The sequence below is a fragment of the Kitasatospora sp. NPDC001660 genome (genome assembly GCF_053596725.1).
Genome location: NZ_JBSFGU010000011.1, coordinates 142,615 through 168,033, shown reverse-complemented (window position 1 = coordinate 168,033; position 25,419 = coordinate 142,615). Strand labels below are relative to the sequence as shown.

The window sequence follows — 25,419 nt, the reverse complement described above, 5'->3', positions numbered from 1 at the left end:
GGCCGGGCCCACGGACCGCGCACCCTGCTGTGCGTGGAGATCTGGACCTATCAGTCGGTGGAGTACGTCACAGTGGCCGGGGAGGCCTGGCTGGCCTCGGCCAGCGAGTACCCGCGCAGCATGCGCGCGCTATGGGAGTCCCGCCCGTGGGCGCCCTCGGTGCTGCCGTGCGGGCGGGCGTTCGACGTGATCAGCATGCCGTCCCTGTTCGGCCGCCGGGTGCTGGACGAACTGTGGGCCTCCGGGCCGGGCTGCGGACCGGTCGCGGCTTACCGGGGGCGGACCCTGCTGTTCGTCCAACCGGGCGCGGCGGCCCGGCTGCGCCGGCTGCTGGCCTGGGAGGAGTGGGCCCGGGACGTGCCACCGCTGCTCTGCCACGGAAAGGGGGACACGGTGACGGTGCCGCCGGTGCAGCGGATGGTGCACGGGCCGGACTCCCCCGGGCTGGGCGCAGGCCGGTGGATCGTCGCACCGGAGGACCGGGAGCCGTGGCTGCCGGGCGCCTCGGTGGTGCTGTGGGCGTGCGTCCGGGCCTCGCGCGAGCCGGTGGCGGCCGGCGCCGCCGGGATGGCGGTGACCGGGGGGTGAACAGTGCGCGACCGATATTCGATTTTGGCGCGGGCCGGGGCCACTGCTAGAGTTTTCTCTGTCAGCAGGCGCCGCTAGCTCAGTTGGTTAGAGCAGCTGACTCTTAATCAGCGGGTCCGGGGTTCGAGTCCCTGGCGGCGCACAGACAGCCGGAAGGCCCCTCGTGAAAACGAGGGGCCTTCCGGCGTTTTCCGTGGCAGGGACGCCCAGGGGGCCGCCCGCCCACGAGGGGCGGGCGGCCCCGAACGGCTCAGCGCCCGCGCAGCGCGCGGTAGCGGGCGACCAGCTCGGCGGTGGAGCTGTCCAGCTGCTCGGCGCCCTCACCGGAGAGCAGCACCGGTTCGATCCGCTTGGCGAGCACCTTGCCCAGCTCGACGCCCCACTGGTCGAAGGAGTCGATGTTCCAGATCGCGCCCTGGACGAACACCTTGTGCTCGTACAGCGCGACCAGCTGGCCGAGCACCGACGGGGTCAGCTCGCGGGCCAGGATGGTGGTGGTCGGGTGGTTGCCCTTGAAGGTCTTGTGCGGGACGAGCTCGGCCGGCACGCCCTCGGCCTCGACCTCCTCGGGGGTCTTGCCGAAGGCCAGCGCCTGGGTCTGGGCGAAGAAGTTGGCCAGCAGCAGGTCGTGCTGGGCGACCAGGCCGGGGAGCAGGTCGGCGACCGGCTTGGCGAAGCCGATGAAGTCGGCCGGGATCACCTTGGTGCCCTGGTGCAGCAGCTGGTAGTAGGCGTGCTGGCCGTTGGTGCCCGGGGTGCCCCAGACGACCGGGCCGGTCTGCCAGTTCACCGGGTTGCCCGCGCGGTCCACCGACTTGCCGTTGGACTCCATGTCCAGCTGCTGGAGGTAGGCGGTGAACTTGGACAGGTAGTGCGAGTAGGGCAGCACGGCGTGCGCCTGGGCGTCGAAGAACGCGCCGTACCAGACGCCGAGCAGGCCCAGCAGCAGCGGGACGTTCTGCTCCGGCGGTGCGGTGCGGAAGTGCTCGTCGACGAGGTGGAAGCCGTCCAGCATCTCGCGGAAGGCGTCCGGACCGATGGCGATCATCAGCGAGAGGCCGATCGCCGAGTCGTAGGAGTAGCGGCCGCCGACCCAGTCCCAGAACTCGAACATGTTGGCCGTGTCGATGCCGAAGTCCTGCACGCCCTGGGCGTTGGTGGACAGCGCGACGAAGTGCTTGGCCACCGCGTCGGTGCCGGCCTGCAGCTCGGTGAGCAGCCAGTTGCGGGCCGAGATCGCGTTGGTGATGGTCTCGATGGTGGTGAAGGTCTTCGAGGCGACGATGAACAGCGTCTCGGCGGCGTCCAGGTCGCGGACGGCCTCGTGCAGGTCGGCGCCGTCCACGTTGGAGACGAAGCGGACGTCGAGGTCGCGCTTGGCGAAGGAGCGGAGGACCTCGTAGGCCATGGCCGGGCCGAGGTCGGAGCCGCCGATGCCGATGTTGACGACGGTGCGGATCGGCTTGCCGGTGTGGCCCTTCCACTCGCCGCTGCGGACCCGGTCGGCGAAGGCGGCCATCTTGTCGAGGACGGCGTGCACGCCGGGCACGACGTTCTCGCCGTCGACCTGGACGACGGCGCCGCGCGGGGCCCGCAGCGCGGTGTGCAGGACGGCGCGGTGCTCGGTGTTGTTGATCTTCTCGCCGCGGAACATCGCGTCCCGCAGCTCGGCGACGCCGGTGGCCGCGGCGAGCTCGCGCAGCAGCTCCAGGGTCTCGTCGGTGACCAGGTGCTTGGCGTAGTCGACGTGCAGGTCGCCGACCTGGAGGGTGTGGCGGCGGCCGCGCTCCGGGTCGGCGGCGAACAGCTCGCGCAGGTGCGTGTCGCCGAACTCGGCGCGGTGCTTGCCGAGGGCGGCCCACTGCGGGGTGCGGTCGAGCGGGGTGCGGGCGTCGGCGCGGGTCTCCGACATCGGTGTTCCTCGATTCATCTGGGTGCAGATACCGGCAGGGCCAGGCGGTGAGGGTTCGCGAGGTCGTGCGGGTTCTGGTGGTGCGCCGACTCCGTTGACGGCCTGCCCGGGGCCAGCCTATGCAACGTCGGAGGGCCCGGCGCACATTCCGTCCGGACACGTCCGGAGCACGGCGGACTTCAGCGGCCGCAGCGAGGCGAACGGCGCGTCACTTCCGTTCCGAGCGCAGGTCCAGCCCGCACAGCACCTGGTCGACGGGCTCCGGGCGACGGACGGCTGAGCGCCGCTCAGGACGAATCCGACAATGCGCCCGTCCGGGAGGACGCGCCGGGAATCGGTTGACCTCAAGCGCAGTTGAAGTCCGATGATCGGAAAGAGCCACCGTCCGAACCATCGACGCGAGTCGGTCGACGAGAGTCAGGAGCCCCGATGAAGGCAGTCACCGTCCCCGAGCCCGGCGGCCCCGAGGCACTGCGGGTCACCGAGGTGGCCACCCCCACCGCGGGACCGGGCCAGGTCCGGGTCCGGGTGTACGCCGCCGGGGTGCAGCCGGTGGACCTCGCCATCCGCGAGGGCTTCCGGCCGCCGGGGGTCGTGGTCGAGGGCCCGCTGGTCCTCGGCAACGAGTTCGCCGGGGTGGTCGACCAGCTCGGGCCGGGCGGCTACGGCTGGGAGGTCGGCGACGAGGTGATCGGCTTCCGGGTGCTGAACGGCCAGGCCGACTTCGTCGTCGTGGACACCTCGCACCTGGTCGCCAAGCCGGCCGGGATGCCCTGGGAGCAGGCCGGCTCGCTCTCCGCCTCCGGTCAGACCGCGCACATGGCGCTCGAACTGCTCAAGGTCGGCCCGGGCGACACCGTGCTGGTGCACGGGGCCTCCGGCGGCGTCGGCACGGTGGCCGTACAGCTCGCCCGGGCCCTGGGCGCGACGGTGATCGCCACCGCGAGCGAGCGCAACCACGACTACCTGCGCGAGCTGGGCGCGATCCCGGTCGCGTACGGCGACGGGCTGGTCGAACGGGTCCGGGCGGTCGCACCGGACGGCGTGGACGCCGCGTTCGACGCCGCCGGGCGGGGCGCGCTGGAGGCCTCGGTCGAGCTGGTCGCCGACCGGGACCGGATCGGCACCGTCGTCGACTACGCGACCGCCGAGCGGCTCGGGCTGCGGCAGCTGCGCGCGGAGCGGACGGCGGCCCGGCTGGCCGAGCTGGTGGAGCTGTGGGAGGCGGGCGGACTGCGGCTGGAGGTCGCCGAGACCTTCCCGCTGGAGCGCGTCGCCGACGCCCACCGGATGGTCGCCACCGGGCACGTCCGGGGGAAGGTCGTCCTCACCGCGTGACGCCCGCGGGCGGGGGCGCCCCGGGCCGATTGTGTGTTTCGGCCGCTGACCAGGTAATGTTCTCCACGTCAGCAGGCGCCGCTAGCTCAGTTGGTTAGAGCAGCTGACTCTTAATCAGCGGGTCCGGGGTTCGAGTCCCTGGCGGCGCACAGACAGCCGGAAGGCCCTTCGCGAGAGCGAGGGGCCTTCCGGCGTTTCGGCGTACGTTTCGGCGCCGCTCCCGGCGTTCGTTCCGGCGCGTCCTGGGGTCCGGCTCCGGACCAGGTGGCAGGAAAGGTGGGAAACAGGTCATTGCTGCCATCACGGCCCGCTGACAGGCTGGTCGCATGAGAACGCGCAGCGTGGTCGTCGTCCTCTACGACGGCGTGCAGAGCCTGGACGTCACCGGGCCCCTGGAGGTGTTCGCGGGAGCGGGCGCCGCCGTCGGGCAGCCGGACGCGTACCGGGTCACGCTCGCCGCGGCGGGCGGCGGGCCGGTACGCAGCTCCAGCGGGCTGCGGCTGCTGCCGGACGAGGACCTGGCCGACGTCGGGCCCGTGCACACCCTGCTGGTTCCCGGCGGGGAGGGCACGGAAGCGCCGGACCCGGCCCTGGTGGCGCGGATCCGGGACATGGCCGGCCGGGCCGAGCGGGTGGTGTCGGTGTGCACCGGCGCCTTCCTGCTCGCCGAGGCCGGGCTGCTCGCCGGACGCCGCGCGACCACGCACTGGGCGTACTGCGGCTCCCTGGCCCGGCGGTTCCCCGACGTCGAGGTCGACCCCGACCCGATCCACGTCCGGGACGGGCACGTCGCCACCTCGGCCGGGGTCACGGCCGGCATCGACCTCGCGCTCGCCCTGGTCGAGGAGGACCTCGGGCGCGACGCCGCGCTGCTGATCGCCCGCCACCTCGTGGTGTTCCTGCGCCGGCCGGGCAACCAGGCCCAGTTCAGCACCCAGCTGGCCGCCCAGGTGGCCGCGCGCCACCCGCTGCGCGAGGTCCAGCGGTGGATCGCCGAGCACCCGGAGGAGGACCTCTCGGTCGAGGCGCTGGCCCGGCGCTCGGCGCTGTCGCCGCGGCACTTCGCCCGCGCCTTCACCGCCGAGGTCGGGATCACCCCGGGCCGGTACGTGGACGGCGTCCGGCTGGAGGCCGCCCGGCGCCGCCTGGAGGACACCGGGGGCGGGGTCGAGGAGATCGCCCGCGCCTGCGGCTACGGCACCCCGGAGGCGATGCGGCGCGCCTTCGTCCGGGCCCTGGCCACGCCACCCGCCGAATACCGACGCCGCTTCCACCCCAGTGCGACCGGAGGAAACCGATGCGCATCGCCGTCCTGCTGTACGACGACTTCACCGCCCTGGACGCCGTAGGCCCGTACGAGGTGCTGTCCCGCATACCCGGCGCCGAGGTGGTGTTCACCGCGGCCGGGCGGGGGCCGGTCCGCACCGACATGAGGAGCCTCGCGCTCACCGCCGACGCCGCCCTCGACGAGGTCGACGCCGCCGACGTGCTGCTCGTCCCCGGCGGGCCCGGGACGGCACCGGCGCTGGCGGACGAGGAACTCGTCGACTGGGTACGGCGGGTGGACGCGACCACCACGTGGACCACCTCGGTCTGCTCCGGCTCCCTGCTGCTCGGCGCCGCCGGACTGCTCAAGGGCCGCCGGGCCACCTCGCACTGGGTCTGCCTCGACGCGCTGGCCGGCTTCGGCGCCGAGCCGACCGGTGCCGAGCGGGTCGTCCTGGACGGCAAGTACGCCACCGCCGCCGGGGTCTCGGCCGGCATCGACCTGGCCCTGACGCTGACCGGGCGCCTCGCCGGGGACGCGACGGCGGAGGCGATCCAGCTGGTCATCGAGTACGACCCGCAGCCCCCCTACGCGGCGGGCTCCCTCGCGACCGCCCCGGCGGGCCTCGCGGACTCCCTGCGGAGCACCAACCTCCTGCTGCGGAACGACGCGCCCTAGCCTCGGCGGGCGGGGAAGCCGCGGGTACGGGCGGCGAGGACCAGGACGAGGGCGGGGAGCACCGGCGCGGGCATCGTCCACGGCAGTGCGCCGGTGCCGAGGCGGCCGAGCACGACGCCGCCGACCACCCCGCCGCCCGCCATCGCGGCGTTCCGCAGGGTGAGCAGCATCGCCTGCGCCGCGTCGGCCCGCTCCCCGCCCGCGTCGCCGACGGTGGAGTCATCGCCGCAGTCCTCCTGCCCGCCCCGGTTGCCGGACGTGACACCCCGTCGAAAGATGGAGGGGTGACCACGCCCGGCTACCTCCGCTACCCCCACCTGCACGGGGACCTGCTCGTCTTCACCGCGGAGGACGACGTCTGGATCGCCCGGCTGGCGGACGTCGGCACCACCGACCGGGCCTGGCGGGTCAGCTGCGACCGCACCCGGGTCAGCCACCCCCGCTTCTCCCCCGACGGCCGCACCCTCGCCTGGACCAGCTGGCTCAGCCTCACCCCCGAGGTGTGGACCGCCCCCGCCACGGGCGGCGAGGCGCAGCGGCTCAGCTACTGGGGCAGCCACGACACCCGGGTGCGCGGCTGGCTGCCGGACGGCGAGGTGCTGGCCGTCACCTCCTTCCACGAGCCCTTCGGCCACTACACCTGGGCCCACGCGCTGCCGCCGGACGGCTCCCCCGGCCGCCGGATGCCCTGGGGGCCGGTGGGCGACGCCCAGATGAGTCGCGACCGGACCGTCCTGCTCACCGGCGCCGCCCCGCACGAGCCCGCCGCGTGGAAGCGCTACCGCGGCGGGGCCACCGGCCGGCTCTGGGTGGACGGCGGGCAGATCCTCCCCGACCACCGCGGCCACCTCGCCTCACCCATGCCGGTCGGCGACCGGGTCGCCTTCCTCTCGGACCACGAGGGCATCGGCAACCTCTACTCCTGCCGTCCCGACGGCACCGACCTGCGCCGCCACACCGACCACGCCTCCTACTACGCCCGCGAGGCCACCACCGACGGCACCAGGATCGTCTACCAGCACGCGGGCGACCTCTGGCTGCTGGAGAGCCTGGACGCCCCCGCACCGCACCGGCTGCACGTCCCGCTCGGCGGCGCCCGGGCCGGGCGCCGCCCGTACCAGGTCGGCGCCGCGAACCAGGTCAAGGACCTGGCCTGCGACCACACCGGCCGGACCGGGGTGATCACCGTGCGCGGCAGCCAGTACTGGCTCACCCACAAGGACGGCCCGGCCCGCGCACTCGCCGACACCCCGGGGGTGCGCACCCGGCTGCCGGTCGTGCTCGGGCACACCGGCGAGGCCGCGTGGATCACCGACGCCGAGGGCGCGGACGCCGTCGAGGTGATGCCGCTGCCCGGGCACGACGGCTCCCTCGAGTTCACGAGCCGGGAACGGCACCGCCACCGGGTGCTCGCCGCCGGGCGGCTCGGCCGCGTCCTGGAGCTCACCGCCTCCCCCGACGGCAGCCGGCTGGCCGCCGCCACCTCGGACGGGCGGCTGCTGCTCGTCGCCACCGCCGACGGCGAGGTGCGCGAGGTCGCCACCTCCGGGTACGGGCCGGTCTCCAGCGCCCGGTTCTCCCCCGACTCGCACTGGATCGCCTGGTCCCAGCCGGCGGCCGGGCACTCGCTGCGCCGGATCCGGCTCACCCGCGCCGACGCACCCGCGCCGATCACCGATGTCACCGACGGCCGGTTCGAGGACGAGCAGCCGGTGTTCACCCGGGACGGCCGCTACCTGGCCTTCCTGTCCTGGCGCGGCTTCGACCCGGTCCACGACGTCCACACCGGCGACCTGTCGTTCCCGGTCGGCTGCCGCCCCTACCTCGTCCCGCTCACCGCCGACACCCCGTCCCCGTTCGCCGCGCCCGCCGAGGACGGCGGCCCGCGCGGGGACGGCGGCGGCGACGGCACCGTCCGGGTCGACCCGCAGGGCATCGGCGAGCGACTGCTGCAGTTCCCGGTGATCGCCTCCAAGTACTCGGCCGCCGACGCCGTCCGCGGCGGCCTCGTCTGGCTGCGCTGGCCGATCTCCGGCGCCCTCGGGCAGACCTTCGCCAGCCCGGAGGACACCTCGGGCCGCCCCTCGCTGGAGTACTTCGACCTCGCCCGGGGCACCCGCTCCACCCTGGTCGACAAGCTGGACGGCTACGCCGTCTCCGGCGACGGCAGCTCGATCGCGGTCTACTCGGCCGGCACCCTGCGGATCGTCCCGATCGGCGCCCCCTCCGCCGCCACCCTGGTGGACCTGCGCCGGATCAACCACACCGTGCACCCGGCCGCCGAGTGGCGCCAGGCCTACCACGAGGCCGCCCGGATCGTCCGGGACCAGTTCTGGGACGACCGGATGTCCGGCCTCGACTGGCCCGCCCTGGTCGCCCAGTACGAGCCGCTGCTCGACCGGATCGCCGGGCCGGACGACTTCGCCGACCTGCTGCGCGAGCTGCTCGGCGAACTCGGCACCTCGCACGCCTACGTCACGCCGTCCCGGCGCGGCGAGGGCCCCTCGCTCGCCCAGCAGCCGCTCGGCCTGCTCGGCGCCAACGCCCACCGCTCCCCCGACGGCCGCTGGCTGGTCGCCCGGGTGGTGCCCGGCGAGTCCTCCGACCCGCGCGCCCATGCCCCGCTCGCCGCCCAGGGCGTGCGGGACGGCGACGAACTGCTGGAGATCGGCGGGCGCCCGGTCGACCCGGTCCGGGGCCCGCTCCCACTGCTCGTCGGCACCGGCGGCAACACCGTCGAGATCAGCCTGCGCAGCGCCCCGGACGCCCCCGTACGACGCATCACCGTGACCCCGCTGACCGACGAACGGCCGCTGCGCTACCAGGACTGGGTGGCCAGACGCCGCGCCCTGGTACGGGAGTTCAGCGACGGGCGGTGCGGCTACCTGCACATCCCCGACCTCGGCGGCTCCGGCTGGGCGCAGTTCAACCGCGACCTGCGCCGCGAGCTCGACAAACCCGCGCTCGTCCTGGACGTCCGGGGCAACGCCGGGGGCAACGTCTCCGAACTCGTCCTGGAGAAGCTCACCCGGCACGTCCTCGCCTGGGACTTCACCCGCGACCGGCAGCCCGTCCGGTGGCCGCGCAACGCCCCGCGCGGCCCGGTGGTGGCGCTCGCCGACGAGGCCACCAGCTCGGACGGCGACGTGATCATCGCGGCGATCGAGCTGCTCGGCCTCGGGCCGGTGGTGGGCGCCCGCACGTGGGGCGGGGTGGTCGGGATGACCGGACGGCACACGCTCGGCGACGGCACCCAGATCTCGGTGCCGAAGAACGCGTCCTGGTTCACCGGCGGGCTCGGCTGGTCGGTGGAGAACCACGGCGTCGAGCCGGACGTGCACGCGCTGCGCGGCCCGCGGGACTGGGCGAGCGGGCGGCACCCGGAGCTGCGCACCGCCGTCCGGCTGGCGCTGGAACTGCTGGAGGACGTGCCCGCCGCCGCGCCCCCGCCGGCCGACACCCCCCGGCCGGACCTGCGGCGCCCGCCGCTGCCGCCGCGCGGCGGCAGCGGCTAGGGCCGGGAGGTCAGTCCCAGGGGTCGCCCTCGGCGGTCATGTTCTCGGCGGCCCGCCGGTCGGCCTCCTCCTGGGCGCGCTGCTCCCTCTCGCGCAGCTCGCGGGTCCGCTCGATGTCGTCGCTGTACGCGTCGGCGGCCTCGTCGTGGGCGAGCGCAGCACGTTCGCCGGCGTCCGACCCGGCGGCGGCCTCGTGCCCCCTGTGGAAGATCCTGTCCAAGATGCCCATGACTCCTCCTCGGGACGGGTACCGGGCTGCCCCCACTCTCACACCGCGGCCGGACGGGCGCACGTTGAGCCGTCGGTCTCCGGTGGACCGCATTGGGCCGTTGGTCCCGGGGGAACGCGTCCAACGGCCGTGGTGGCCCGCCCCGGGCCGGGCGGACGGTAGAGGTGTGAGGAACGCGATCGACGAACCGCATGGCGGACCGCGCCGCCTGGTCGGGCCGCTCGCCGCGCTGGACGGGCGGCTGCCCGGCCCGCACGACCTGCTGCTCATGCAGTGCCCCAGCTCGCTGCGCCCGCTCGGCGGCGGCGACCTCCCGAACTGGGCACGCGCGGTGCTCCGCGCGCACCCGTGGGTGACGGTCGCCCGGGCGCCCGCCGTGGTCGGCTCCCCGGTGGACACCCCGCACCCGGTGCGCTGCCCCCGGGACGTCACGGCGCCCGAGCACTGGATCCCGGTGTCGGTGCGCGGCCCGGACCGCGGGCAGCTGCTGCACGCGCTCGCGCCCTGGGCGGCGGTGGCCCGCACCTTCCGGCCCGAGCAACTCGCGGCGCGGCGGGCGCTGCTGGCGCCCGAACGGGTCGCCGGGATCCCGGCGCTCGCCCTGCTGCCGGAGGTCGGCGAGCTGGCGGCGGACCACCGGCTGACCTGGGGCCCGATCGGCGCCGTCGGCTACGAGCTGGGCTCCGGCGTGCCGGTGACCGGGCCGCTCAGCCCGCTGCGGCTGGTGCTGCGCGCCCCGCAGCCGGTCAGCCGGCGGGACGCGCTCCAGCTGCGGCGTTCGCTGAGCAAGCTGCGCGTCCCCGTGCAGGCCGAGCTGGAGACCCGGCACGGCGCGGTGCTGCTGGCCGAGTACGCGGCGGCACCGCTCACGCTCACCCTGCTGACACCGGACGGGCCCCGGGAGGTCCACGATCCGTGGTTCCCCCGGGGTCCCGGATGCGGGATCAGCCGCTGACGCTGGGCGCGCCGGTCTCCAGGTGGCCGGTGAACCGCTGCGACCAGCTGCCGTCGGCGTCCACCGTGACGGTGAAGTCGTACCAGCCCTCGCCCGGGGCGCCGGCCGGGGGGCCGGCGGCGGGACGTGGTCGAAGAAGCACGCTCAGCGGTCCTGCACGGTGATGCCCAACGCGTGGGCGAACTGCGGCGCCAGCTCCAGGAGCTGGTGCGAGCTGATGATCGCCCCGCGCAGCCCCAGGTGGCCGTCGGGAAGGCCGAGGCGGGCGGCGCCGCGCAGGTCCGTCCCGCTCAGCGTGGCCCCGCGCAGGCGGACCTCCTCCAGGGTCGAGCCCGGGAAGGACACCTGGGTGAGCTTCGCGTCGGCGAAGTCCACGTCGCGCAGCAGGCAGTCCTCGAAGACGACGTCCCGCAGGACGGCCGCCCGCAGGTTGACCGCCTCCAGCTTGCAGCCGCGGAACACCACCCGGCGGATGGCCGAGCCGTGCGCGGCGATGCCGGCCAGCACGCCGCCGACGAACGCGCTGTCCTGCCACTCGCCGTCGCTCAGGTCGCAGGCCACCCAGCGGCCGGACTGCGCCCACACGTCGGTGAAGCGGGCCTGGCGCAGCTTGACGCCGCTGAGCGCGACGCCCGTGAACGCGCACTCCAGGAACGTCGCCCCGGCGGCCGACTGGTCGGTGTACGCGCCACCGTCGAAGTGCACGGTGTCGTACCGCTCGTCGCTGCGCAGCGCCCCGGTGTGCGGGCGCAGCAGGTCTGCGAAGGGCAGATCGGAGAGCCGGTCGGGGACGTCGGGCACGTGGGGGGCGGTGTTCGGCACGGCGGTGGCACCTCGCGGTCGGGCGGACGGGTCTCGCGCGCATGCTCGCACGCGGCACCGACAGAACCGGGGAGGGCCCGGCCGCAGCCCACGGCGGCCGGGCCCGTCGGGGGCCGGTCAGCCGCGCGCCCAGAGGGAGTTGACCCGGCTGCGCTCGGCGCCGTTCGGGTACGGGTTGGTGCAGGACGGGCCAGGCCCGCCGCCGGACATCAGCTCGCTGCACGGGCCGGAGTAGTGGTCGGGCAGGCCGAGCACGTGCCCGGTCTCGTGGGCCGTCACCCGCAGCGAGTCGTACTGCCGGTTCTGCTGGTAGTCGAGGAAGACGTACCCGCTCCCGTGGCCGTCGGTGCTGGCGTACGAGCCGCGCGGGTCGTTGCCCTCGTAGTAGCGGAAGTCGGCGGCCGAGCCGGCGCGCAGCTGGACGTTGCGCACCGAGCCGTTCCAGATCTGCGCGGCGTTGGCTATCTGGGTGCGGAAGGACGGGGCGCGGCTGGCGTCGTAGGTGACGACGACGGTCGCGAGGGTCGGGTCGGCGGCCTGCTTGGCCTTGGCGGAGGCCATCACGGCCTGGAAGAACGCCTGGTTGTCGGCTGCTTCGGCGGCCGAACCCGCGTACGCCGAACCGGCGTTGGCCGAGGGCGCGTAGCCCTGGGCGGCGGGCGCGGCGACGGCCGTCCCGGGCAGGGCGGCGAGGCCGGCGGCGAGCGCCAGGCCGAGGGCTGCGGACAGCACGGATCGAGACATGTGGGGGCTCCGAATCCTGGGGTGCGGGGCCGGTGGGGGCCGGCCGTGGGGGGCACCTGGTGAACGGGTGGTGTCCACAGAGCTTCGGGCAGCACGGCAGCGGGGCGGATGATGTCAACCTGCGATAATGTCGTCCAATACCCCTGTATTTCTGGACTTTTGAATGGGCTTTGGCTGGACTTGGCGCACCGGCGCCCCTGGCATTCCGTTCCGCACCGGTCGGGCTCCTGGGGCCGGCGGCGACGGGCGGAAGGTGGGGGCACCCCCGGCTTGGGGCGGGGGTGGAATTCGCTGCCCCAGACTCCCCCCGCGCGCCGTCGTCGCGGATGATGTCAATCCGCGATAGCGCCGCCCAATATCGGCGGGTGTCTGCCGCGTTGATGTATGTCATGTCCTTGGCAAGACGGGTCGACGGCGTCTATGATCCGGACGTGGAGCTCGACGTGAGACACCTCCGGGTGCTGTGCGCGATCGCCGACACCGGCAGCCTCCGCAAGGCCGCGCTCCAGCTCGGCATGACCCAGCCCTCCCTCACCACCCAGCTCCACCGGATCGAACGGGCCATCGGCGGCACCCTGTTCACCCGCGAGCAGACCGGCAGCCGGCCCACCGCGCTCGGCCACTCCGTGCTGTCCCGGGCCCGGCCGGTGATCACCGAGATGGCGGCGCTGGTCGCCGCCGCACGCCAGGAGGCCCGGGAGTCGGCCGGTGCCGGGAACCGGCGGCGGCTGCGGATCGGCAGCGTCGGCAGCCGGGTCGTGGCGGCCTGGCTGCGCCGCGTCCACGAGCGGCTGCCGGACACCGACACCACCATCCACGTGGACATCTCCGCCGGCGCGCTGCTGCGGATGGTCGCCGCCGACCAGCTCGACGTCGCCTTCGTGTACGAGAGCGAGGGCTTCCCGCTGCGCGTGCCCCCGGACGCCGAGCACCGGGTGCTGATGGCCCGCGAGCCGCAGTTCGTCGCGCTCGCCGCCGGCCACCCGGCCGCCGCCCGCCCGGTCGTCGACCTCGCCGACCTCGCCGAGGACACCTGGATGGTGGACCCGGCCGCCGACCACGAGTACGCGGCGATGCGCCGGGTGTTCAGCGAGGCCGGCCTCAACCCCCGGGTGGTGCAGGTCCGGGACAACACCACCGCCGCCGAGCTGGTCGCCTCCGGCGAGGCCGTCCGCCCCTGCCAGCCGACGTCCGTGCCCGGCCCCGGCACGGTCGTGCGCCCGGTGCACGGCGACCCGCTCGCCGTCCGCCTGCTGCTCGCCTGGCGGCCGCGCGTGCTCGCCCCGCCCGCCCTGGAGGCGCTGTACGGCGAACTTCGGGCCGCCTACCTGGACCTGGCCAAGGTCAACCCGGTCTACCTGGCCTGGCTCGCCCGGCACGAGCCGGTCCTGCTCGGGCCGCGCCCGGACGGCGTTCACGCCTCCCGGGCGTGCATCGCGCCCCCGACGGCCACCGGCATCGCGTACACCAGGCCGGCGGCCAGGACCCCGGGGCCGCCGAGCGCCGTGCAGGCTGGTACCAGCGCCGCGCCGGCCGGCCCGAGCACCTGCGCGGCACCGGTCCTGGCGTGCCGGGAGTGCAGCAGCCACACGGTGAACAGGTAGACGGCGGCCGGCACGGCGACCGTCCCGGTGGCCGCCGTCGCGGAGATGTCCGCCCTGTGCGCGGCCGATTCCACCGCCACCTCCAGCCCGGTGCCGGTCGCCGCTGCCGAGGCGAACACGACGTAGTGGCCGTAACCCCACGCGAACGCCCGCCGGTTGGAGCGCAGGTGCTCGTGCACCGGCCGGGCCCGGCGCACGTACCGGCGCGGGCCCGCAGACGTCGGCCCGATCCCTCCCCCTTCGCTCCTTTCTCCTTGCCGTCAGCCGCAGTTGACGCTCCGGTGCGCGAACCGGGTGACAGCGCGGCGGGTTTCCGGGCGCGCCCGCGCCGTACCGCCCGGGCCGCCGGATCGCCCCGCTAGATTCGTCCCCGGTTGGATGCGAGCGCGGGCCCTGCGGGGCCCCATGACACGGGCGGCCTGCGGGCAACGCGGAAGGTCAAGGCCGGTGGTAGGACAGCGGGGCGGCGGAGCCGTCCCACCCGTGTCCGCACCACCCGCCTCGTGATCACCGCGCTGCTCGCCAGCGCCTGCCCCGCCGCCGTGTCCGCGGCGGGGCGCTACTTCGCCCAGCCGATCTTCGTGTAGTCGGTCGTGGCCAGGCCGAACGCGCCGTAGTTCGCCAGGCCCTTGCGCGCCGCCACCACCTCGGGCCGCTGGTACAGCTCGACGGTGTGGCCGAGCTCCCAGATCTTGGCGTCCGCCTGGTTGTAGTACTTCGCGGCCTCCACCGGGTCGATCGTCCCGGCCGCCTTCTTCAGCAACGCGTCGATCTCGGGCGTGCCGAGCTTCGAGTAGTTGCCGAAGACGTTGTCCCCCTCCGGCAGGCGGAAGTTGGTCAGGCTCTGGGAGAGCGGGAACGAGTCGGTGTTGCGCCAGCTGGCGATGTCGAACTTGCCCACGTCGATGTACTTGGTGAAGAAGTCGTTCTTCGCCACCTTGTCGATGTCGACCTTCACCCCGGCCGCCAGCCACATGGCCGCGGCCGCGGTGTACAGGTCGACCTGGGCCTGCGGACTGGCGTCGTTGAACACGAAGTGCAGTTCGAGCGACTGACCGTCCTTGGTGCGCGGCTGCCCGCTGCCCGCGTCCTTCCAGCCGGCGTCGTCCAGCAGCTTCTTCGCGGCGGGCAGGTCGAACTTCGCCCACTCGCCCGAGTTGTCCTGGTAGCCGGTCTGGTTGGGCATGAAGATGTGGTTGCCGAGCGGCTCGAACTTCACCGGAACGCCATTGTTGGCGATCTTGATCAGCGCGTCGCGGTCGAGCGCCTTGCCGAGCGCCTGACGCACCTTCTGGTCCGCCAGGGCACCGCCGCCGCCGAAGGAGATGTGCACCTCGTCCCACGGGCTGGCGGTGCGGATCACCGTGTCCTTGTTGTCCTTGAGCTGGCCGTACGCGGTCGCGGTGCCGGCCGTCGCGAAGTCGATCTCGTTGTTGAGGAACGCCTGGGTGGTGGCCGCCTGGTCCATCACCCGGAAGGTGACCTTGTCCAGCTTGGGCTTGGCACCCCACCAGGCGGGGTCGGGGACGAGCGTGAGCGTCTGGGCCGTCTTGTCCGCGACGCCCGGCTTCAGCGGGCCCCCGGTGATCGGGATCTTCTCGATCCAGCCCTTGTTGAAGTCGTCGGCGGTGGCGATCCCGGCGGCCGGGATCAGCGGCCGGAACAGGTTCTGCCAGTCCGCGTACGGCGCCGAGAAGGTGACCTTGACCTCGGTCGGGTCGGCGCCCTGCTCGACGGAGGAGATCAGCTCGTAGCCGGCCGAGTCGGCGATGTTGTAGCCGTCCTTCTTGCCGTTGCTGGCCTCCCAGTCGGCCTTGAAGTCCAGGTAGCCGAGCGGCTTCCCGTCCGACCACTTGGCCTTCGGGTTGAGCTTGTAGGTGATCACCTGCGGCGAGGTCGAGGTGACCCTGGCCTCCGCCAGGTAGTCCGGGTTCGCCCGGAAGGTGCCGGAGGCGTCGGTGGTGAAGAGGTCCGGCTCCACGGCGCGCATGATGTCCACCGCGTCGCCGTAGCGGCCGTCCACCTGGAACGGGTTCCACTGGGTGATCCACTGGTACAGCGGGAAGCGCACCTCCCCGCCGTCCTTCATCCCGTCCGGCGCCGTGGGGTTGATGTCGTTCGAGTCCTGTCTCGGCGGCTCGCTCTTGGCCACGTTGTCGGCCGAGCCCCCGCCGCCCGAGGTGCACGACGTCAGCGCCAGGGCGACGGCTGTCGCGAGGGCGGTGGCCCGGCCGAAGCGGCGGGCCGTGGTGGCAGCGTCCATTGAGGGGTCCCCCTGGTGAGGATCGTCGGGAAAGGGAACGCGAGTTGTGCCGCGCGAGGTGTGGCGGGGCTTGAGTATGGGCAGCCAATTCGGCACCGAGCCAGCAGAACGTAACAGTCGTTCAGTTCGACGACCAGAGGCAGGAATTGACGTCTGATCCGATCGTCACACGCCGCAACACTCGCGCAACACCGCGGCCGCACGCCGCTGGAACACTCTGACCTGCTGTTTCCCGACAGCCCGCGAACCGGCCCCACCCCGGGCCACCGACCGAAGGCCACCACCGGATGCCCACCAGACGCGTCGGCCCCGCCCCCACCCAGGGCGGCCGTTGATGCTCCGCTACCTGGCGAAGCGGCTGAGCTACTACGCCGTGCTGCTCGTCGCCGCCGTGTTCCTGGCGTACGCGATATCCGCGGCCGCCCTCCAGCCGCGCACGTACTTCGAGGCCAAGGTCCCGCGGCCGTCCGCCGAGTCGGTCGAGCACCAGCTCACCGCCCTCAACCTGAACGACCACACCCCGGTGGTCGTGCGCTTCGGCCACTGGGCCGGCGGCCTGGTCCACGGCGACCTCGGCCGGACCATCCACGACACCCCGGTGACGGACGACTTCGGCCGGCGGATCCGGGTCTCGCTGCGGCTGCTGCTGATCGGCAGCCTGCTCGGCATGCTGCTCGGCGTCGCGGTCGGCGCCTGGAGCGCCGTCCGGCAGTACCGAATATCCGACCGGCTGCTGACCCTGCTCTCCTTCGTCCTGCTCTCCACCCCGGTCTTCCTGGTCGCCCTGTTCCTCAAGAACGGCGCCATCGCCGCCAAGGACGCGGCCGGCCACGAGGTCGTCCCGTTCACCGGCTACGAGACCCCCGGACTCACCGGCGGCCTCGGCGCCCACCTCTCCGACTGGGCGCTCCACCTCCTGCTGCCGACCATGTCGCTCGCGCTGTACGGCCTCGCCACCTACAGCCGCTACCAGCGCGGCATCATGCTCGACGTGCTCGGCTCGGACTACCTGCGCACCGCCGAGGCCAAGGGCCTCACCCGCGGCCGGGCCCTGCTCAAGCACGGGCTGCGGACCGCCGTGATCCCGATGTCGACGATGTTCGCCTACAGCTTCCTCGGCATCTTCACCGGCGCGGTGTTCACCGAGACGATCTTCGGCTGGCACGGCATGGGCGAGTGGCTGATCCAGGCGATCAACGAACAGGACGTCAACTCGGTGGTGGCGGTCAACCTGTTCACCGCCGTCGTCGTCCTGGCCTCCGGCTTCCTCGCCGACACCCTGCACGCCGCCCTCGACCCGCGCGTGCGGTCCTGACCGGAGGTGACCCAGATGACCACCGTCGCCGCCGAACCGGCCGCCCCGACCCCCGCGCCCCGGGGCTCCGGCCGCGCCCGGCTCGTCCTCACCCGGCTGCTCGCCGCCCGCGGGGCACTCGTCGGGGCCGCCCTCGTCCTGCTGCTGTTCGTGCTCGCCTTCGGCGGGCCGTACCTGACGCGCTGGGACTACGCCGCCCCCGACTTCACCGCACTGCACCAACCGCCCTCCGCCCAGCACTGGTTCGGCACCAACGGGATCGGCCAGGACGTCTTCGCGCAAACCGTCCGCGGCCTGCAGAAGTCGCTGGTCATCGGCCTGCTGGTGGCGCTCTTCTCCACCGTGCTGGCCTCCCTGGTCGGCGCGTGCGCCGGCTACTTCGGCGGCTGGGCCGACCGGGCCCTGATGTTCGTCGTGGACCTGCTGCTGGTCTTCCCCAGCTTCCTGATCATCACGGTCGTCTCGCCCCGGCTGAAGAGCACCGGCTGGATCGCCTTCGTCCTGCTGCTCGCCCTGTTCAACTGGATGATCACCGCCCGGGTGGTCCGGTCGATGACGCTCTCCCTGCGCGAGCGTGAATTCGTCCGCGCCGCACGGTTCATGGGCGTCCGGCCGCTGCGGATCATCCTCCGGCACATCCTGCCGAACGTCGCCTCCTTCCTCATCATCGACGCCACCATCGCCGTCGGCGGCGCCGTGATGAGCGAGACCGCGCTCTCCTACTTCGGCTTCGGCGTCAAGCCGCCGGACGTCTCGCTCGGCACCCTGCTCGCGGCCGGCACCAGCGAGGCGCCGGTGTTCCCCTGGCTCTTCTACTTCCCCGCCGCGCTGCTGGTGCTGTTCGTCCTCGCCGTCAACCTCATCGGCGACGGGCTGCGCGACGCCCTCGACCCCACCGCCGGGGGCGCGCCCCGCCGCCGTGTTCGCAGCGTTCGGAGAAAGCAGCCGTGACCACCACCGTCGAAACCCCCCTGCTCGCCGTCCGCGACCTGCGGGTCGACTTCGCCGGGCCGCAGGGCCCGGTCCCGGCCGTGCGCGGGGTGGACCTCACCCTGCGGCGCGGCGAAACCCTCGGCATCGTCGGCGAGTCCGGCTCCGGCAAGTCCGTCACCGCGCTGTCCGTCCTCGGGCTGCTGCCCGGCACGGCCCGGGTGCAGGGGTCGGTGAAGCTGGACGGGCGGGAGCTGGTCGGACTGCCGGGCCGGGAGCTCGCCGCGATCCGCGGCCGCCGGGTCGCGATGGTCTTCCAGGACCCGCTCTCCGCCTTCACCCCCGTCTACCGGATCGGCGACCAGATCGCCGAGGCGATCCGCATCCACCAGAAGACCGACAAGGCCACCGCCCGTCGGCGCGCCGCCGAACTCCTCGACCTCGTCGGCATCCCGGCCCCCGACCGGGCCCTCGACAGCTTCCCGCACGAGTTCTCCGGCGGCATGCGCCAGCGCGCGATGATCGCCATGGCCGTCGCCAACGACCCCGACATCCTGCTCGCCGACGAACCCACCACCGCCCTGGACGTCACCATCCAGGCCCAGGTGCTCGACGTGCTGCGCACCGCCCAGCGGGAGACCGGCGCCGCGCTGGTGCTGGTCAGCCACGACCTCGGGGTGATCGCCGGGACGGCCGACCGGGTCGCGGTGATGTACGCGGGCCGGGTGGTCGAAACGGCCGACGTGGACGAGCTGTTCGCGGCCCCGCGCCACCCGTACACGCTCGGCCTGATCGGCGCGGTGCCCCGGCTGGACGGCCGCGGCGGGCCGCTCGTCCCGATCCCCGGCAGCCCGGCGCCGCTGGCCGACCTGCCGCCCGGCTGCCCGTTCGCCGCGCGCTGCCCGCTCGCCGAGCCGCGCTGCTCGTCGGCGGAGCCAGAACTGCTGGGGGACGACCGTCACGTGGCGGCCTGCGTACGATCCGCCGAACTGGCCGAACGGCGGCCCGCGCCGGCCGACGTCTACCCGGTGCCGGAGGTGCCGGCCCCCGCCGTGAGCGGAGAGCGCGACGCTCGGGCCAAGGTGCTGGCGGTCAGTGGGCTCGGCAAGACGTTTCCGCTCCTCAAGGGCACGGTGTTCAAGCGCCGCGTCGGCGAGGTCTACGCCGTGGACGGCGTAGACCTGGACCTCCGCGAGGGCGAAACCCTCGGCCTGGTCGGCGAATCCGGCTCCGGCAAGTCCACGACGCTCTTCGAGCTGCTCGACCTCGCCGCCCCCGAGACCGGCCGGATCGAACTCCTCGGGCACGACACCGCCACCCTCGCCCGCGCCGACGCCCACCGCCTCCGCGCCCGGCTGCAGATCGTCTTCCAGGACCCGATGGCCAGCCTCGACCCGCGGATGCCGGTCGGCGACATCGTCGCCGAACCCCTGCGCGCCCAGCGCGCCGCCCGCGACGAGATCGCCCGCCGGGTGCCCGAACTGCTGCGCCAGGTCGGCCTCGACCCGGACCACGCCACCCGCTACCCGCACCAGTTCTCCGGCGGGCAGCGCCAGCGGATCTCCATCGCGCGCGCCCTGGCCGTCCGGCCCAAGCTGCTCGTCCTGGACGAACCGGTCTCCGCGCTCGACGTCTCCATCCAGGCCGGGATCCTCAACCTGCTGCAGTCGCTCAAGGCGGAGCTGGGCCTGTCCTACCTGTTCGTCTCGCACGACCTCTCGGTCATCCGGCACCTCGCCGACCGGGTCAGCGTCATGTACCTCGGGCGGACGGTCGAGCAGGGCGACGTCGCCGCGGTCTTCGACCACCCCCGCCACCCGTACACCCGCGCGCTGCTCTCGGCCGTCCCGCTGCCCGACCCGGCCGCCGAGCGCACCCGGGACCGGATCCTCCTCGCCGGCGACCCGCCCTCCCCCACCCGGCGGCACACCGGGTGCCCCTTCCGCACCCGCTGCCCGGTCCACGCCCGTCTCACGGAGCCGGGAGCGCGGGCGCGCTGCGAGGAGGAGCGGCCTGCGCTCGCCGGGGACGGGCACCAGGCGGCCTGCCACTTCCCGGACGTCGCGTAGCGTGATCGGCTGAATACGATTCGGCGGATCGCCCCGGTCCCGTGTAATGTTCTCCAGGTCAGCAGGCGCCGCTAGCTCAGTTGGTTAGAGCAGCTGACTCTTAATCAGCGGGTCCGGGGTTCGAGTCCCTGGCGGCGCACAGACAGCCGGAAGGCCCTTCGCGAGAGCGAGGGGCCTTCCGGCGTTTCGGCATCTCGGCGTTTCGGCGCTCCGCCGTCGGCGGCGAGCACGGCGACCGGCAGCCCCTCGGGCACGACCCGGACGCGCCCGGCCTCGCCCGCTTCCACCCCAGCCGCACCCCGAATCAACCCAAGCCGGGAGAAAGCGGCCACCCCGGGTCCGACGTGGTTCGAGGCACCCCTCGGGACCGTGTATTGTTTTCCAGGTCAGCAGGCGCCGCTAGCTCAGTTGGTTAGAGCAGCTGACTCTTAATCAGCGGGTCCGGGGTTCGAGTCCCTGGCGGCGCACAGACAGTGGGGAGCCTCTCGCAACAGCGAGGGGCTCCCCAACTTTTTTGCCCAACGACGTCCGTTTTGCGTGCGTTTTGGATGTGATGTCGGTCTCGATTGCCGCTCCGGAGGAGCCGATCGGCCCATCCCGTTCGTCCTGGGCGGTAAACCGGAATCGGAACAAGGGTCCCCAATCACCGTCGTCCCCGTCTGTGCAGGCTGGCCCGGTCCGCCCGCAGGAAAGGCCGCGCTTTGTCCATAGATGCCCAGGGCGGCCGCCGCACGCCGTCGATCCGGCCGGTCAAGCGGCTGAAGCGCACCGATCGCGCCCCCGGCGGGCCGGCGACCGGAGGCGGGAAGCGCCGCCCCCGGCGCACCGGCTGGCGCCGCCTGATCCCGACCTGGCGCATGACGCTGCTCGGCCTGGCGACCTCGATCCTGCTCGGCGTCGGCCTGTTCGCGCTCGGGATCACGCTCGTGAAGGTCCCGGACGCGCACGCCGCGGCCACCGCGCAGAGCAACACCTGGCTGTACGCGGACGGCTCGGTGATCACCCGCACCGGCCAGACCAACCGGCAGAACGTCGGCCTGGACAAGGTCTCCCCCGCCGCCCAGCACGCGGCGCTCGCCGCCGAGGACCGCAACTTCTACCACGAGGGCGCGGTCAACCTGCAGGGCATGGCCCGGGCCGCGATCAACACCGCCAAGGGCGAGGGCACCCAGGGTGGCTCCACGATCACCCAGCAGTACGTGAAGAACACGTACCTGGACCAGAAGCAGTCCATCACCCGCAAGGTGAAGGAGCTCTTCATAGCCATCAAGGTGGACGCCACCGAGAGCAAGGACGACATCCTCTCCGGCTACCTGAACACCTCCTACTACGGACGCGGCGCCTACGGCATCCAGGCCGCCGCCCAGGCGTACTTCGGCGTCGACGCCTCCGCGCTCAACCCCGCCCAGGGCGCCTACCTGGCCACCCTGCTCAACGCGCCGAGCGCGTACGACGTGGCCACCACGACCCCGGCGGGCAAGCAGAACGCCATCAACCGCTGGAACTACGTCATGGACGGCATGGTCAAGGAGGGCTGGCTGTCCGCCGACGAGCGCGCGAAGACCTCCTTCCCCGACGTCCGCGACCCGCAGCCCAACCCCGGCCTGTCCGGTCAGTCCGGCTACCTGGTCGACGCGGCCACCCAGTACCTCACGTCCAGCGGGATCATCAGCGACAACGAGCTGGCCAAGGGCGGCTACACGATCAAGCTGAGCATCGACCCGAACCGCCAGCAGGCCCTGCAGGACGCCGTCCAGGCGCAGCTGCACGACACCCTGAACCCGGACAAGCGCAAGAAGGACGCGGCGGCCCAGGCCGGCGCCGCCTCGGTGGACCCGAAGACCGGCGCGGTCGTCGCCCTGTACGGCGGCGTCGACTACGTCAAGCACTACGTCGACAACGCGACCCGGCGGGACTACCAGGCCGGCTCGACCTTCAAGGCGATCGCGCTCGCGGCCGCGTTCGAGAACAACGCCAAGACCCAGGACGGCCGGACCGTCACCCCGCGCACGATCTACGACGGCACCAGCGGTCGCAAGGTCCGCGGCGGCAAGGGCACCCCGTACGCGCCGCCGAACGAGGGCGACAGGAGCTACGGACAGATCTCCCTCCAGCAGGCCACCGACTGGTCGGTGAACTCGGCGTTCGCCCAGCTCGCCCAGGACACCGGGCTGCAGAAGGTCAGGGACACCGCGGTCGCGCTGGGCCTGCCCGGAAACACCCCGGGGCTCGACCCGGTGCCGTCCATCCCGCTGGGCGCGGCCACCCCGAGCGTGCTCGACATGGCCGGCGTGTACACCACGCTGGACAACGGCGGCAAGCAGATCACCCCGTGGCTGGTGCAGTCGGTGGACCGCGGGGGCGAGGCCGTCCAGCTGCCCGCGCACAAGACCACCCAGGCGATCAGCGCGGACACCGCGAACCAGGTCACCTCGATGCTCCAGGGCGTGGTGAGCGACCCGGGCGGCACCGGCTTTCGGGCGAAGGCGCTGGGCCGCCCGGTGGCCGGCAAGACCGGTACCACGGACGACCAGAAGTCGGTGTGGTTCGTCGGCTACACCCCCGAACTGGTCACCTCGGTGGCGTTGTTCGGCCAGGACCCGGGCACCGGGGCGCAGGTCAGCCTGAGCGGCGTCGGCGGCATCGACGGCGCGGCGGGCGGCCAGTACCCGACGCAGATCTGGACCAGCTACATGAAGGCGGCGCTCAAGGGCCAGCCGGTGAGCGACTTCCCGGAGCCGTCGGACGGGGGTGACTCCGGCGCGGCCGACGTGCCGACCGCCCCGTCCACGCCGTCCGCCACCCCGTCGGCGGGCCCCGCGACCGGCAGCCCGAACGCCGGCGCGACCACCCCGCCGAGCGACGGCGCGGGCTCCGGCTCATCGAGCGGTGGCAGCACCTCGGACGGCTCGGGCTCCGGCGGTCCGACCACCGTGCCCACCGCGCCGCCCACGACGCAGCCGACCCCCCAGCCCACGTCGACGCCGACCGGCCGGCCCACCACCCGGCCCACGCCGACCACGCAGCCGACGACCGGCCCGACGCCGCAGCCCACCACCCAGCCCACGGGCGGGGCGGGCAACCTCGGCGGCGCGGGGGCCGGATCGGGGAACTGATCCCGGGCCCCGGGGTCGGGCGCCGGCCCGGCCCCGGGCGGGTGGCTCTCCCTGTCCGCGCCCTGCTCCCTGCTCCCTGCTCCCTGCGGCGTCCGTGCCCTACTCCCTGCGGCCGGACGGTGTGAATACTCCGCTGCGTACAGTTGCGCGCAGGACCAAATGTCGAAATGGCGCCTTACAGAACCGGCGGTATGACTGTCACAATGCGTCGGTGCACCAATCAACGGCCTCGCCCGCCCGCCCCTCGGGACGAACCCTCGGCCTCAGCCTCGCGCTGGTCTCCGCGTTCGCCTTCGGCGGCTCCGGCACAGCCGCCAAGCCGCTGATCGAGGCCGGCCTCTCCCCGCTCCACGTGGTCTGGCTGCGGGTCACCGGCGCCGCCGTGGCCCTCCTGCCGATCGCCTACCGCCACCGCGACGCCGTGCTCCGGCGCCCCGGCCTGCTGATCGGCTTCGGTCTGCTCGCCGTGGCCGGTGTCCAGGCCTGTTACTTCGCGGCGATCTCCCGCATCCCGGTCGGGGTCGCCCTGCTCATCGAGTACCTCGGCCCACCGCTGCTCATCGGCTACGTCAAGTTCGTCCAGCGCAAGCCGATCAGCCGGGGCTCGGCGATCGGCGCCGCGGTCGCCGTGACCGGCCTCGCCTGCGTGGTGGAGGTCTGGAACGGCCTGAGCTTCGACGCGCTCGGCGTCCTGTTCGCGCTCGGCGCCGCCTGCTGCCAGGTCGGCTACTTCGTGCTGGCCGACGCCGGCCGCCGGGGCGAGCGGCCCGTCGACCCGATGGCCGTCAGCGCGTACGGCCTGCTGATCGGCGCGGTCGTGCTCACCACGCTGACCCGGCCCTGGGAGGCCGACTGGAGCCCGCTGGGCGGGAACGTCGTGATGAACGGGCACTCGCTGCCCGCGTTCCTCCCGGCCGCCTGGATGGTGCTGGTGGCGACCGTCCTCGCCTACCTGACCGGCGTGGTCGCCGTCGGGCACCTCTCGCCGCCGGTCGCCGGGGTGGTGGCCAACCTGGAGGCCGTCGTCGCGACCGTGCTGGCCTGGATCCTGCTCGGCGAGCACCTGGGCCCGCCGCAGCTCACGGGCGGTCTGCTGGTGCTCGCGGGGGCTTTCGCGGCCCAGGCGAGCAAGCCGGCGGACGCTCCGGACGCCGCGGTGCCCGCGAATGGCACGGATGGCACGGATGTCGCGGTGCCCGTCGCGGTGGCGGCCGAGGCCTGGGAGCCGGTCGCCGCCGAGCGCGTGGTCAGCGGCCGACCCAGCCGAACCAGTCGAAGTGGTTGAGCGGCCACACGACGGCCGACACCGGCCCGACCACGTCGTCCACCGGCACCGCACCGCCGCCGGGGCCGCTGCGGTGGAAGCGGGAGTCGGCCGAGTCGCTGCGGTGGTCGCCCTCGACCCAGATGTGGCCGACGGGCACCGTCACCGGCCCGAAGTCCAGGCCCGCACACGAGTCGTCCCCCCGGTGGAGGTACGGCTCGTCGACCTTCTTCCCGTCCACGGTCAGCGTGGAACCGGTGCACTGCACGGTCTGACCGCCGGTCGCGATCACGCGCTTGACCAGGTAGTTGTCGTCCTTCGGCGGCACCAGCCCGACGAAGCTCAGCGCCGAGGTCAGCGCGTTGGTGACCGGGTTGCCGTCGACCGGCTGCGGTGGCAGCCAGTGGCCCGGGTCCTTGAACACGACCGGCTGCCCCGGCTCCGGCTTCCAGCCGGTCAGCGGCGCCAGCTTGTTCACCGCGACCCGGTCGCCGATCCGCAGCGTGTTCTCCATCGAGCCGGACGGGATGGTGAACACCTGGAGCAGGCAGATCTTGATCAGCAGCGCGAGCGTCAGGCCGACCGCCACCATCGCCGGGATCTCGATCCACCACGGCCGCGGCCTGCGCCCCGGCCGCCGGGCCTTGCGGACGCGCCCGCCACGGGCCCGGCGGCGGGCCTCGACGCGACCGCCGGGGGCGGCGGAACTCTCGGCACGACCATCGGCCTCGCTGGCCGTCTCGGGCAGGTTCACCGCCATCGTCGCTGCTCCACCTCTCCGGCTGGGGAAATCTGCACGCTACGCCAACC

Annotated in this window: 20 protein-coding genes, 4 tRNA genes and 1 pseudogene; 16 read left to right on the top strand and 9 right to left on the bottom strand. The window is 73.5% G+C overall.

Translation table 11 applies throughout. From position 1 onward, the window contains the following. The first annotated feature begins 33 nt into the window (after positions 1–33). Both ACWCXH_RS15275 and ACWCXH_RS15270 read left to right on the top strand, forming a co-directional pair. The gene (locus ACWCXH_RS15275; RefSeq protein WP_449801890.1) at positions 34–588 is read left to right on the top strand and encodes a bifunctional DNA primase/polymerase; all 555 of its coding nucleotides are present in this window, start codon (positions 34–36) and stop codon (positions 586–588) included. Positions 589–656: 68 nt separating this feature from the next. Then, positions 657–730 (top strand) — tRNA-Lys (locus ACWCXH_RS15270). Between the two features lie 108 nt (positions 731–838). On the opposite strand, the gene pgi is transcribed toward ACWCXH_RS15270, so the two are convergent. Beyond that, positions 839–2,500, bottom strand: coding sequence for a glucose-6-phosphate isomerase (gene pgi / locus ACWCXH_RS15265; protein WP_449801889.1), 1,662 nt, complete (start codon positions 2,498–2,500; stop codon positions 839–841). A gap of 429 nt (positions 2,501–2,929) precedes the next feature. On the opposite strand from pgi, the gene ACWCXH_RS15260 reads away from it, so the two are divergent. From ACWCXH_RS15260 to ACWCXH_RS15245, 4 genes are all read left to right on the top strand, one after another. Further along, on the top strand, positions 2,930–3,838 hold the full coding sequence (locus tag ACWCXH_RS15260) for an NADP-dependent oxidoreductase (RefSeq protein WP_449801888.1): 909 nt from the start codon (positions 2,930–2,932) through the stop codon (positions 3,836–3,838). A gap of 75 nt (positions 3,839–3,913) precedes the next feature. Next, positions 3,914–3,987, top strand: a tRNA-Lys gene (locus tag ACWCXH_RS15255). Between the two features lie 177 nt (positions 3,988–4,164). Further along, positions 4,165–5,187 (top strand): GlxA family transcriptional regulator, encoded by a 1,023-nt coding sequence (locus ACWCXH_RS15250; RefSeq protein WP_449801887.1) that lies wholly within the window; start codon positions 4,165–4,167, stop codon positions 5,185–5,187. Next, positions 5,136–5,783 (top strand): DJ-1/PfpI family protein, encoded by a 648-nt coding sequence (locus ACWCXH_RS15245; protein WP_449801886.1) that lies wholly within the window; start codon positions 5,136–5,138, stop codon positions 5,781–5,783. Before ACWCXH_RS15250 ends, ACWCXH_RS15245 begins: the two co-directional genes overlap by 52 nt. Here the strand turns inward: ACWCXH_RS15245 and ACWCXH_RS15240 are convergent. Beyond that, a complete protein-coding gene (locus ACWCXH_RS15240; protein ID WP_449801885.1) occupies positions 5,780–5,953 on the bottom strand; it encodes a hypothetical protein in 174 nt (57 codons plus the stop codon). The two genes, ACWCXH_RS15245 and ACWCXH_RS15240, sit on opposite strands and share 4 nt — an antisense overlap. 114 nt (positions 5,954–6,067) lie before the next feature. Between ACWCXH_RS15240 and ACWCXH_RS15235 the strand changes: the two genes are divergently transcribed. Then, positions 6,068–9,298, top strand: a complete 3,231-nt coding sequence (locus ACWCXH_RS15235; RefSeq protein WP_449801884.1) for a S41 family peptidase — start codon at positions 6,068–6,070, stop codon at positions 9,296–9,298. A gap of 10 nt (positions 9,299–9,308) precedes the next feature. On the opposite strand, the gene ACWCXH_RS15230 is transcribed toward ACWCXH_RS15235, so the two are convergent. After that, a complete protein-coding gene (locus ACWCXH_RS15230; RefSeq protein WP_449801883.1) occupies positions 9,309–9,527 on the bottom strand; it encodes a hypothetical protein in 219 nt (72 codons plus the stop codon). Between the two features lie 166 nt (positions 9,528–9,693). Between ACWCXH_RS15230 and ACWCXH_RS15225 the strand changes: the two genes are divergently transcribed. After that, positions 9,694–10,482 (top strand): phosphoribosyl-dephospho-CoA transferase MdcG domain-containing protein, encoded by a 789-nt coding sequence (locus tag ACWCXH_RS15225; RefSeq protein ID WP_449801882.1) that lies wholly within the window; start codon positions 9,694–9,696, stop codon positions 10,480–10,482. Here the strand turns inward: ACWCXH_RS15225 and ACWCXH_RS15220 are convergent. The 3 genes from ACWCXH_RS15220 to snpA all read right to left on the bottom strand — a co-directional run bounded on the left by ACWCXH_RS15220 (position 10,472) and on the right by snpA (position 12,048). Next, positions 10,472–10,624 (bottom strand): hypothetical protein, encoded by a 153-nt coding sequence (locus ACWCXH_RS15220; RefSeq protein WP_449801927.1) that lies wholly within the window; start codon positions 10,622–10,624, stop codon positions 10,472–10,474. The two genes, ACWCXH_RS15225 and ACWCXH_RS15220, sit on opposite strands and share 11 nt — an antisense overlap. A gap of 2 nt (positions 10,625–10,626) precedes the next feature. After that, the gene (locus tag ACWCXH_RS15215) at positions 10,627–11,304 is read right to left on the bottom strand and encodes a pentapeptide repeat-containing protein (RefSeq protein WP_449801881.1); all 678 of its coding nucleotides are present in this window, start codon (positions 11,302–11,304) and stop codon (positions 10,627–10,629) included. A gap of 117 nt (positions 11,305–11,421) precedes the next feature. Beyond that, positions 11,422–12,048 (bottom strand): snapalysin, encoded by a 627-nt coding sequence (snpA, locus tag ACWCXH_RS15210; protein WP_449801880.1) that lies wholly within the window; start codon positions 12,046–12,048, stop codon positions 11,422–11,424. A 431-nt stretch (positions 12,049–12,479) separates the two neighbouring features. Between snpA and ACWCXH_RS15205 the strand changes: the two genes are divergently transcribed. Continuing rightward, positions 12,480–13,652 (top strand): LysR family transcriptional regulator, encoded by a 1,173-nt coding sequence (locus ACWCXH_RS15205; RefSeq protein ID WP_449801879.1) that lies wholly within the window; start codon positions 12,480–12,482, stop codon positions 13,650–13,652. On the opposite strand, the pseudogene ACWCXH_RS15200 reads toward ACWCXH_RS15205, so the two are convergent. Both ACWCXH_RS15200 and ACWCXH_RS15195 read right to left on the bottom strand, forming a co-directional pair. Beyond that, positions 13,568–13,831: pseudogene (locus ACWCXH_RS15200) on the bottom strand (low temperature requirement protein A); the annotation flags it as partial. The gene ACWCXH_RS15205 and the pseudogene ACWCXH_RS15200 overlap by 85 nt on opposite strands. A 380-nt stretch (positions 13,832–14,211) precedes the next feature. After that, entirely contained in the window at positions 14,212–15,915 is a 1,704-nt protein-coding gene (locus tag ACWCXH_RS15195) for an ABC transporter family substrate-binding protein (protein WP_449801878.1), read from the bottom strand. Between the two features lie 334 nt (positions 15,916–16,249). Here ACWCXH_RS15195 and ACWCXH_RS15190 point away from each other — a divergent pair, with 334 nt between their 5' ends. From ACWCXH_RS15190 to ACWCXH_RS15160, 7 genes are all read left to right on the top strand, one after another. Beyond that, positions 16,250–17,230 (top strand): ABC transporter permease, encoded by a 981-nt coding sequence (locus ACWCXH_RS15190; RefSeq protein ID WP_449801877.1) that lies wholly within the window; start codon positions 16,250–16,252, stop codon positions 17,228–17,230. Between the two features lie 15 nt (positions 17,231–17,245). Next, the gene (locus ACWCXH_RS15185) at positions 17,246–18,181 is read left to right on the top strand and encodes an ABC transporter permease (RefSeq protein WP_449801876.1); all 936 of its coding nucleotides are present in this window, start codon (positions 17,246–17,248) and stop codon (positions 18,179–18,181) included. Next, entirely contained in the window at positions 18,178–20,229 is a 2,052-nt protein-coding gene (locus ACWCXH_RS15180) for an ABC transporter ATP-binding protein (RefSeq protein ID WP_449801875.1), read from the top strand. Before ACWCXH_RS15185 ends, ACWCXH_RS15180 begins: the two co-directional genes overlap by 4 nt. 65 nt (positions 20,230–20,294) lie before the next feature. Then, positions 20,295–20,368, top strand: a tRNA-Lys gene (locus ACWCXH_RS15175). 254 nt (positions 20,369–20,622) lie between these two features. After that, a tRNA-Lys gene (locus ACWCXH_RS15170) sits at positions 20,623–20,696 on the top strand. Between the two features lie 234 nt (positions 20,697–20,930). After that, positions 20,931–23,345, top strand: a complete 2,415-nt coding sequence (locus tag ACWCXH_RS15165) for a transglycosylase domain-containing protein (protein ID WP_449801874.1) — start codon at positions 20,931–20,933, stop codon at positions 23,343–23,345. A 211-nt stretch (positions 23,346–23,556) separates the two neighbouring features. Further along, positions 23,557–24,630: an EamA family transporter gene (locus ACWCXH_RS15160; protein ID WP_449801873.1), complete on the top strand. Its 1,074-nt coding sequence runs from the start codon at positions 23,557–23,559 to the stop codon at positions 24,628–24,630. On the opposite strand, the gene lepB is transcribed toward ACWCXH_RS15160, so the two are convergent. Next, positions 24,593–25,369, bottom strand: a complete 777-nt coding sequence (gene lepB, locus ACWCXH_RS15155; RefSeq protein WP_449801872.1) for a signal peptidase I — start codon at positions 25,367–25,369, stop codon at positions 24,593–24,595. The genes ACWCXH_RS15160 and lepB overlap by 38 nt on opposite strands. Positions 25,370–25,419 lie beyond the last annotated feature (50 nt).

Coding starts and splice junctions, on each gene's coding strand:
- ACWCXH_RS15240 (WP_449801885.1), bottom strand. CDS start 5,953: ATGCTGCTCACCCTGCGGAACGCCGCGATGGCGGGCGGCGGGGTGGTC.
- lepB (WP_449801872.1), bottom strand. CDS start 25,369: ATGGCGGTGAACCTGCCCGAGACGGCCAGCGAGGCCGATGGTCGTGCC.
- ACWCXH_RS15185 (WP_449801876.1), top strand. CDS start 17,246: ATGACCACCGTCGCCGCCGAACCGGCCGCCCCGACCCCCGCGCCCCGG.
- ACWCXH_RS15250 (WP_449801887.1), top strand. CDS start 4,165: ATGAGAACGCGCAGCGTGGTCGTCGTCCTCTACGACGGCGTGCAGAGC.
- ACWCXH_RS15230 (WP_449801883.1), bottom strand. CDS start 9,527: ATGGGCATCTTGGACAGGATCTTCCACAGGGGGCACGAGGCCGCCGCC.
- pgi (WP_449801889.1), bottom strand. CDS start 2,500: ATGTCGGAGACCCGCGCCGACGCCCGCACCCCGCTCGACCGCACCCCG.
- snpA (WP_449801880.1), bottom strand. CDS start 12,048: ATGTCTCGATCCGTGCTGTCCGCAGCCCTCGGCCTGGCGCTCGCCGCC.
- ACWCXH_RS15190 (WP_449801877.1), top strand. CDS start 16,250: ATGCTCCGCTACCTGGCGAAGCGGCTGAGCTACTACGCCGTGCTGCTC.
- ACWCXH_RS15260 (WP_449801888.1), top strand. CDS start 2,930: ATGAAGGCAGTCACCGTCCCCGAGCCCGGCGGCCCCGAGGCACTGCGG.
- ACWCXH_RS15245 (WP_449801886.1), top strand. CDS start 5,136: ATGCGCATCGCCGTCCTGCTGTACGACGACTTCACCGCCCTGGACGCC.
- ACWCXH_RS15195 (WP_449801878.1), bottom strand. CDS start 15,915: ATGGACGCTGCCACCACGGCCCGCCGCTTCGGCCGGGCCACCGCCCTC.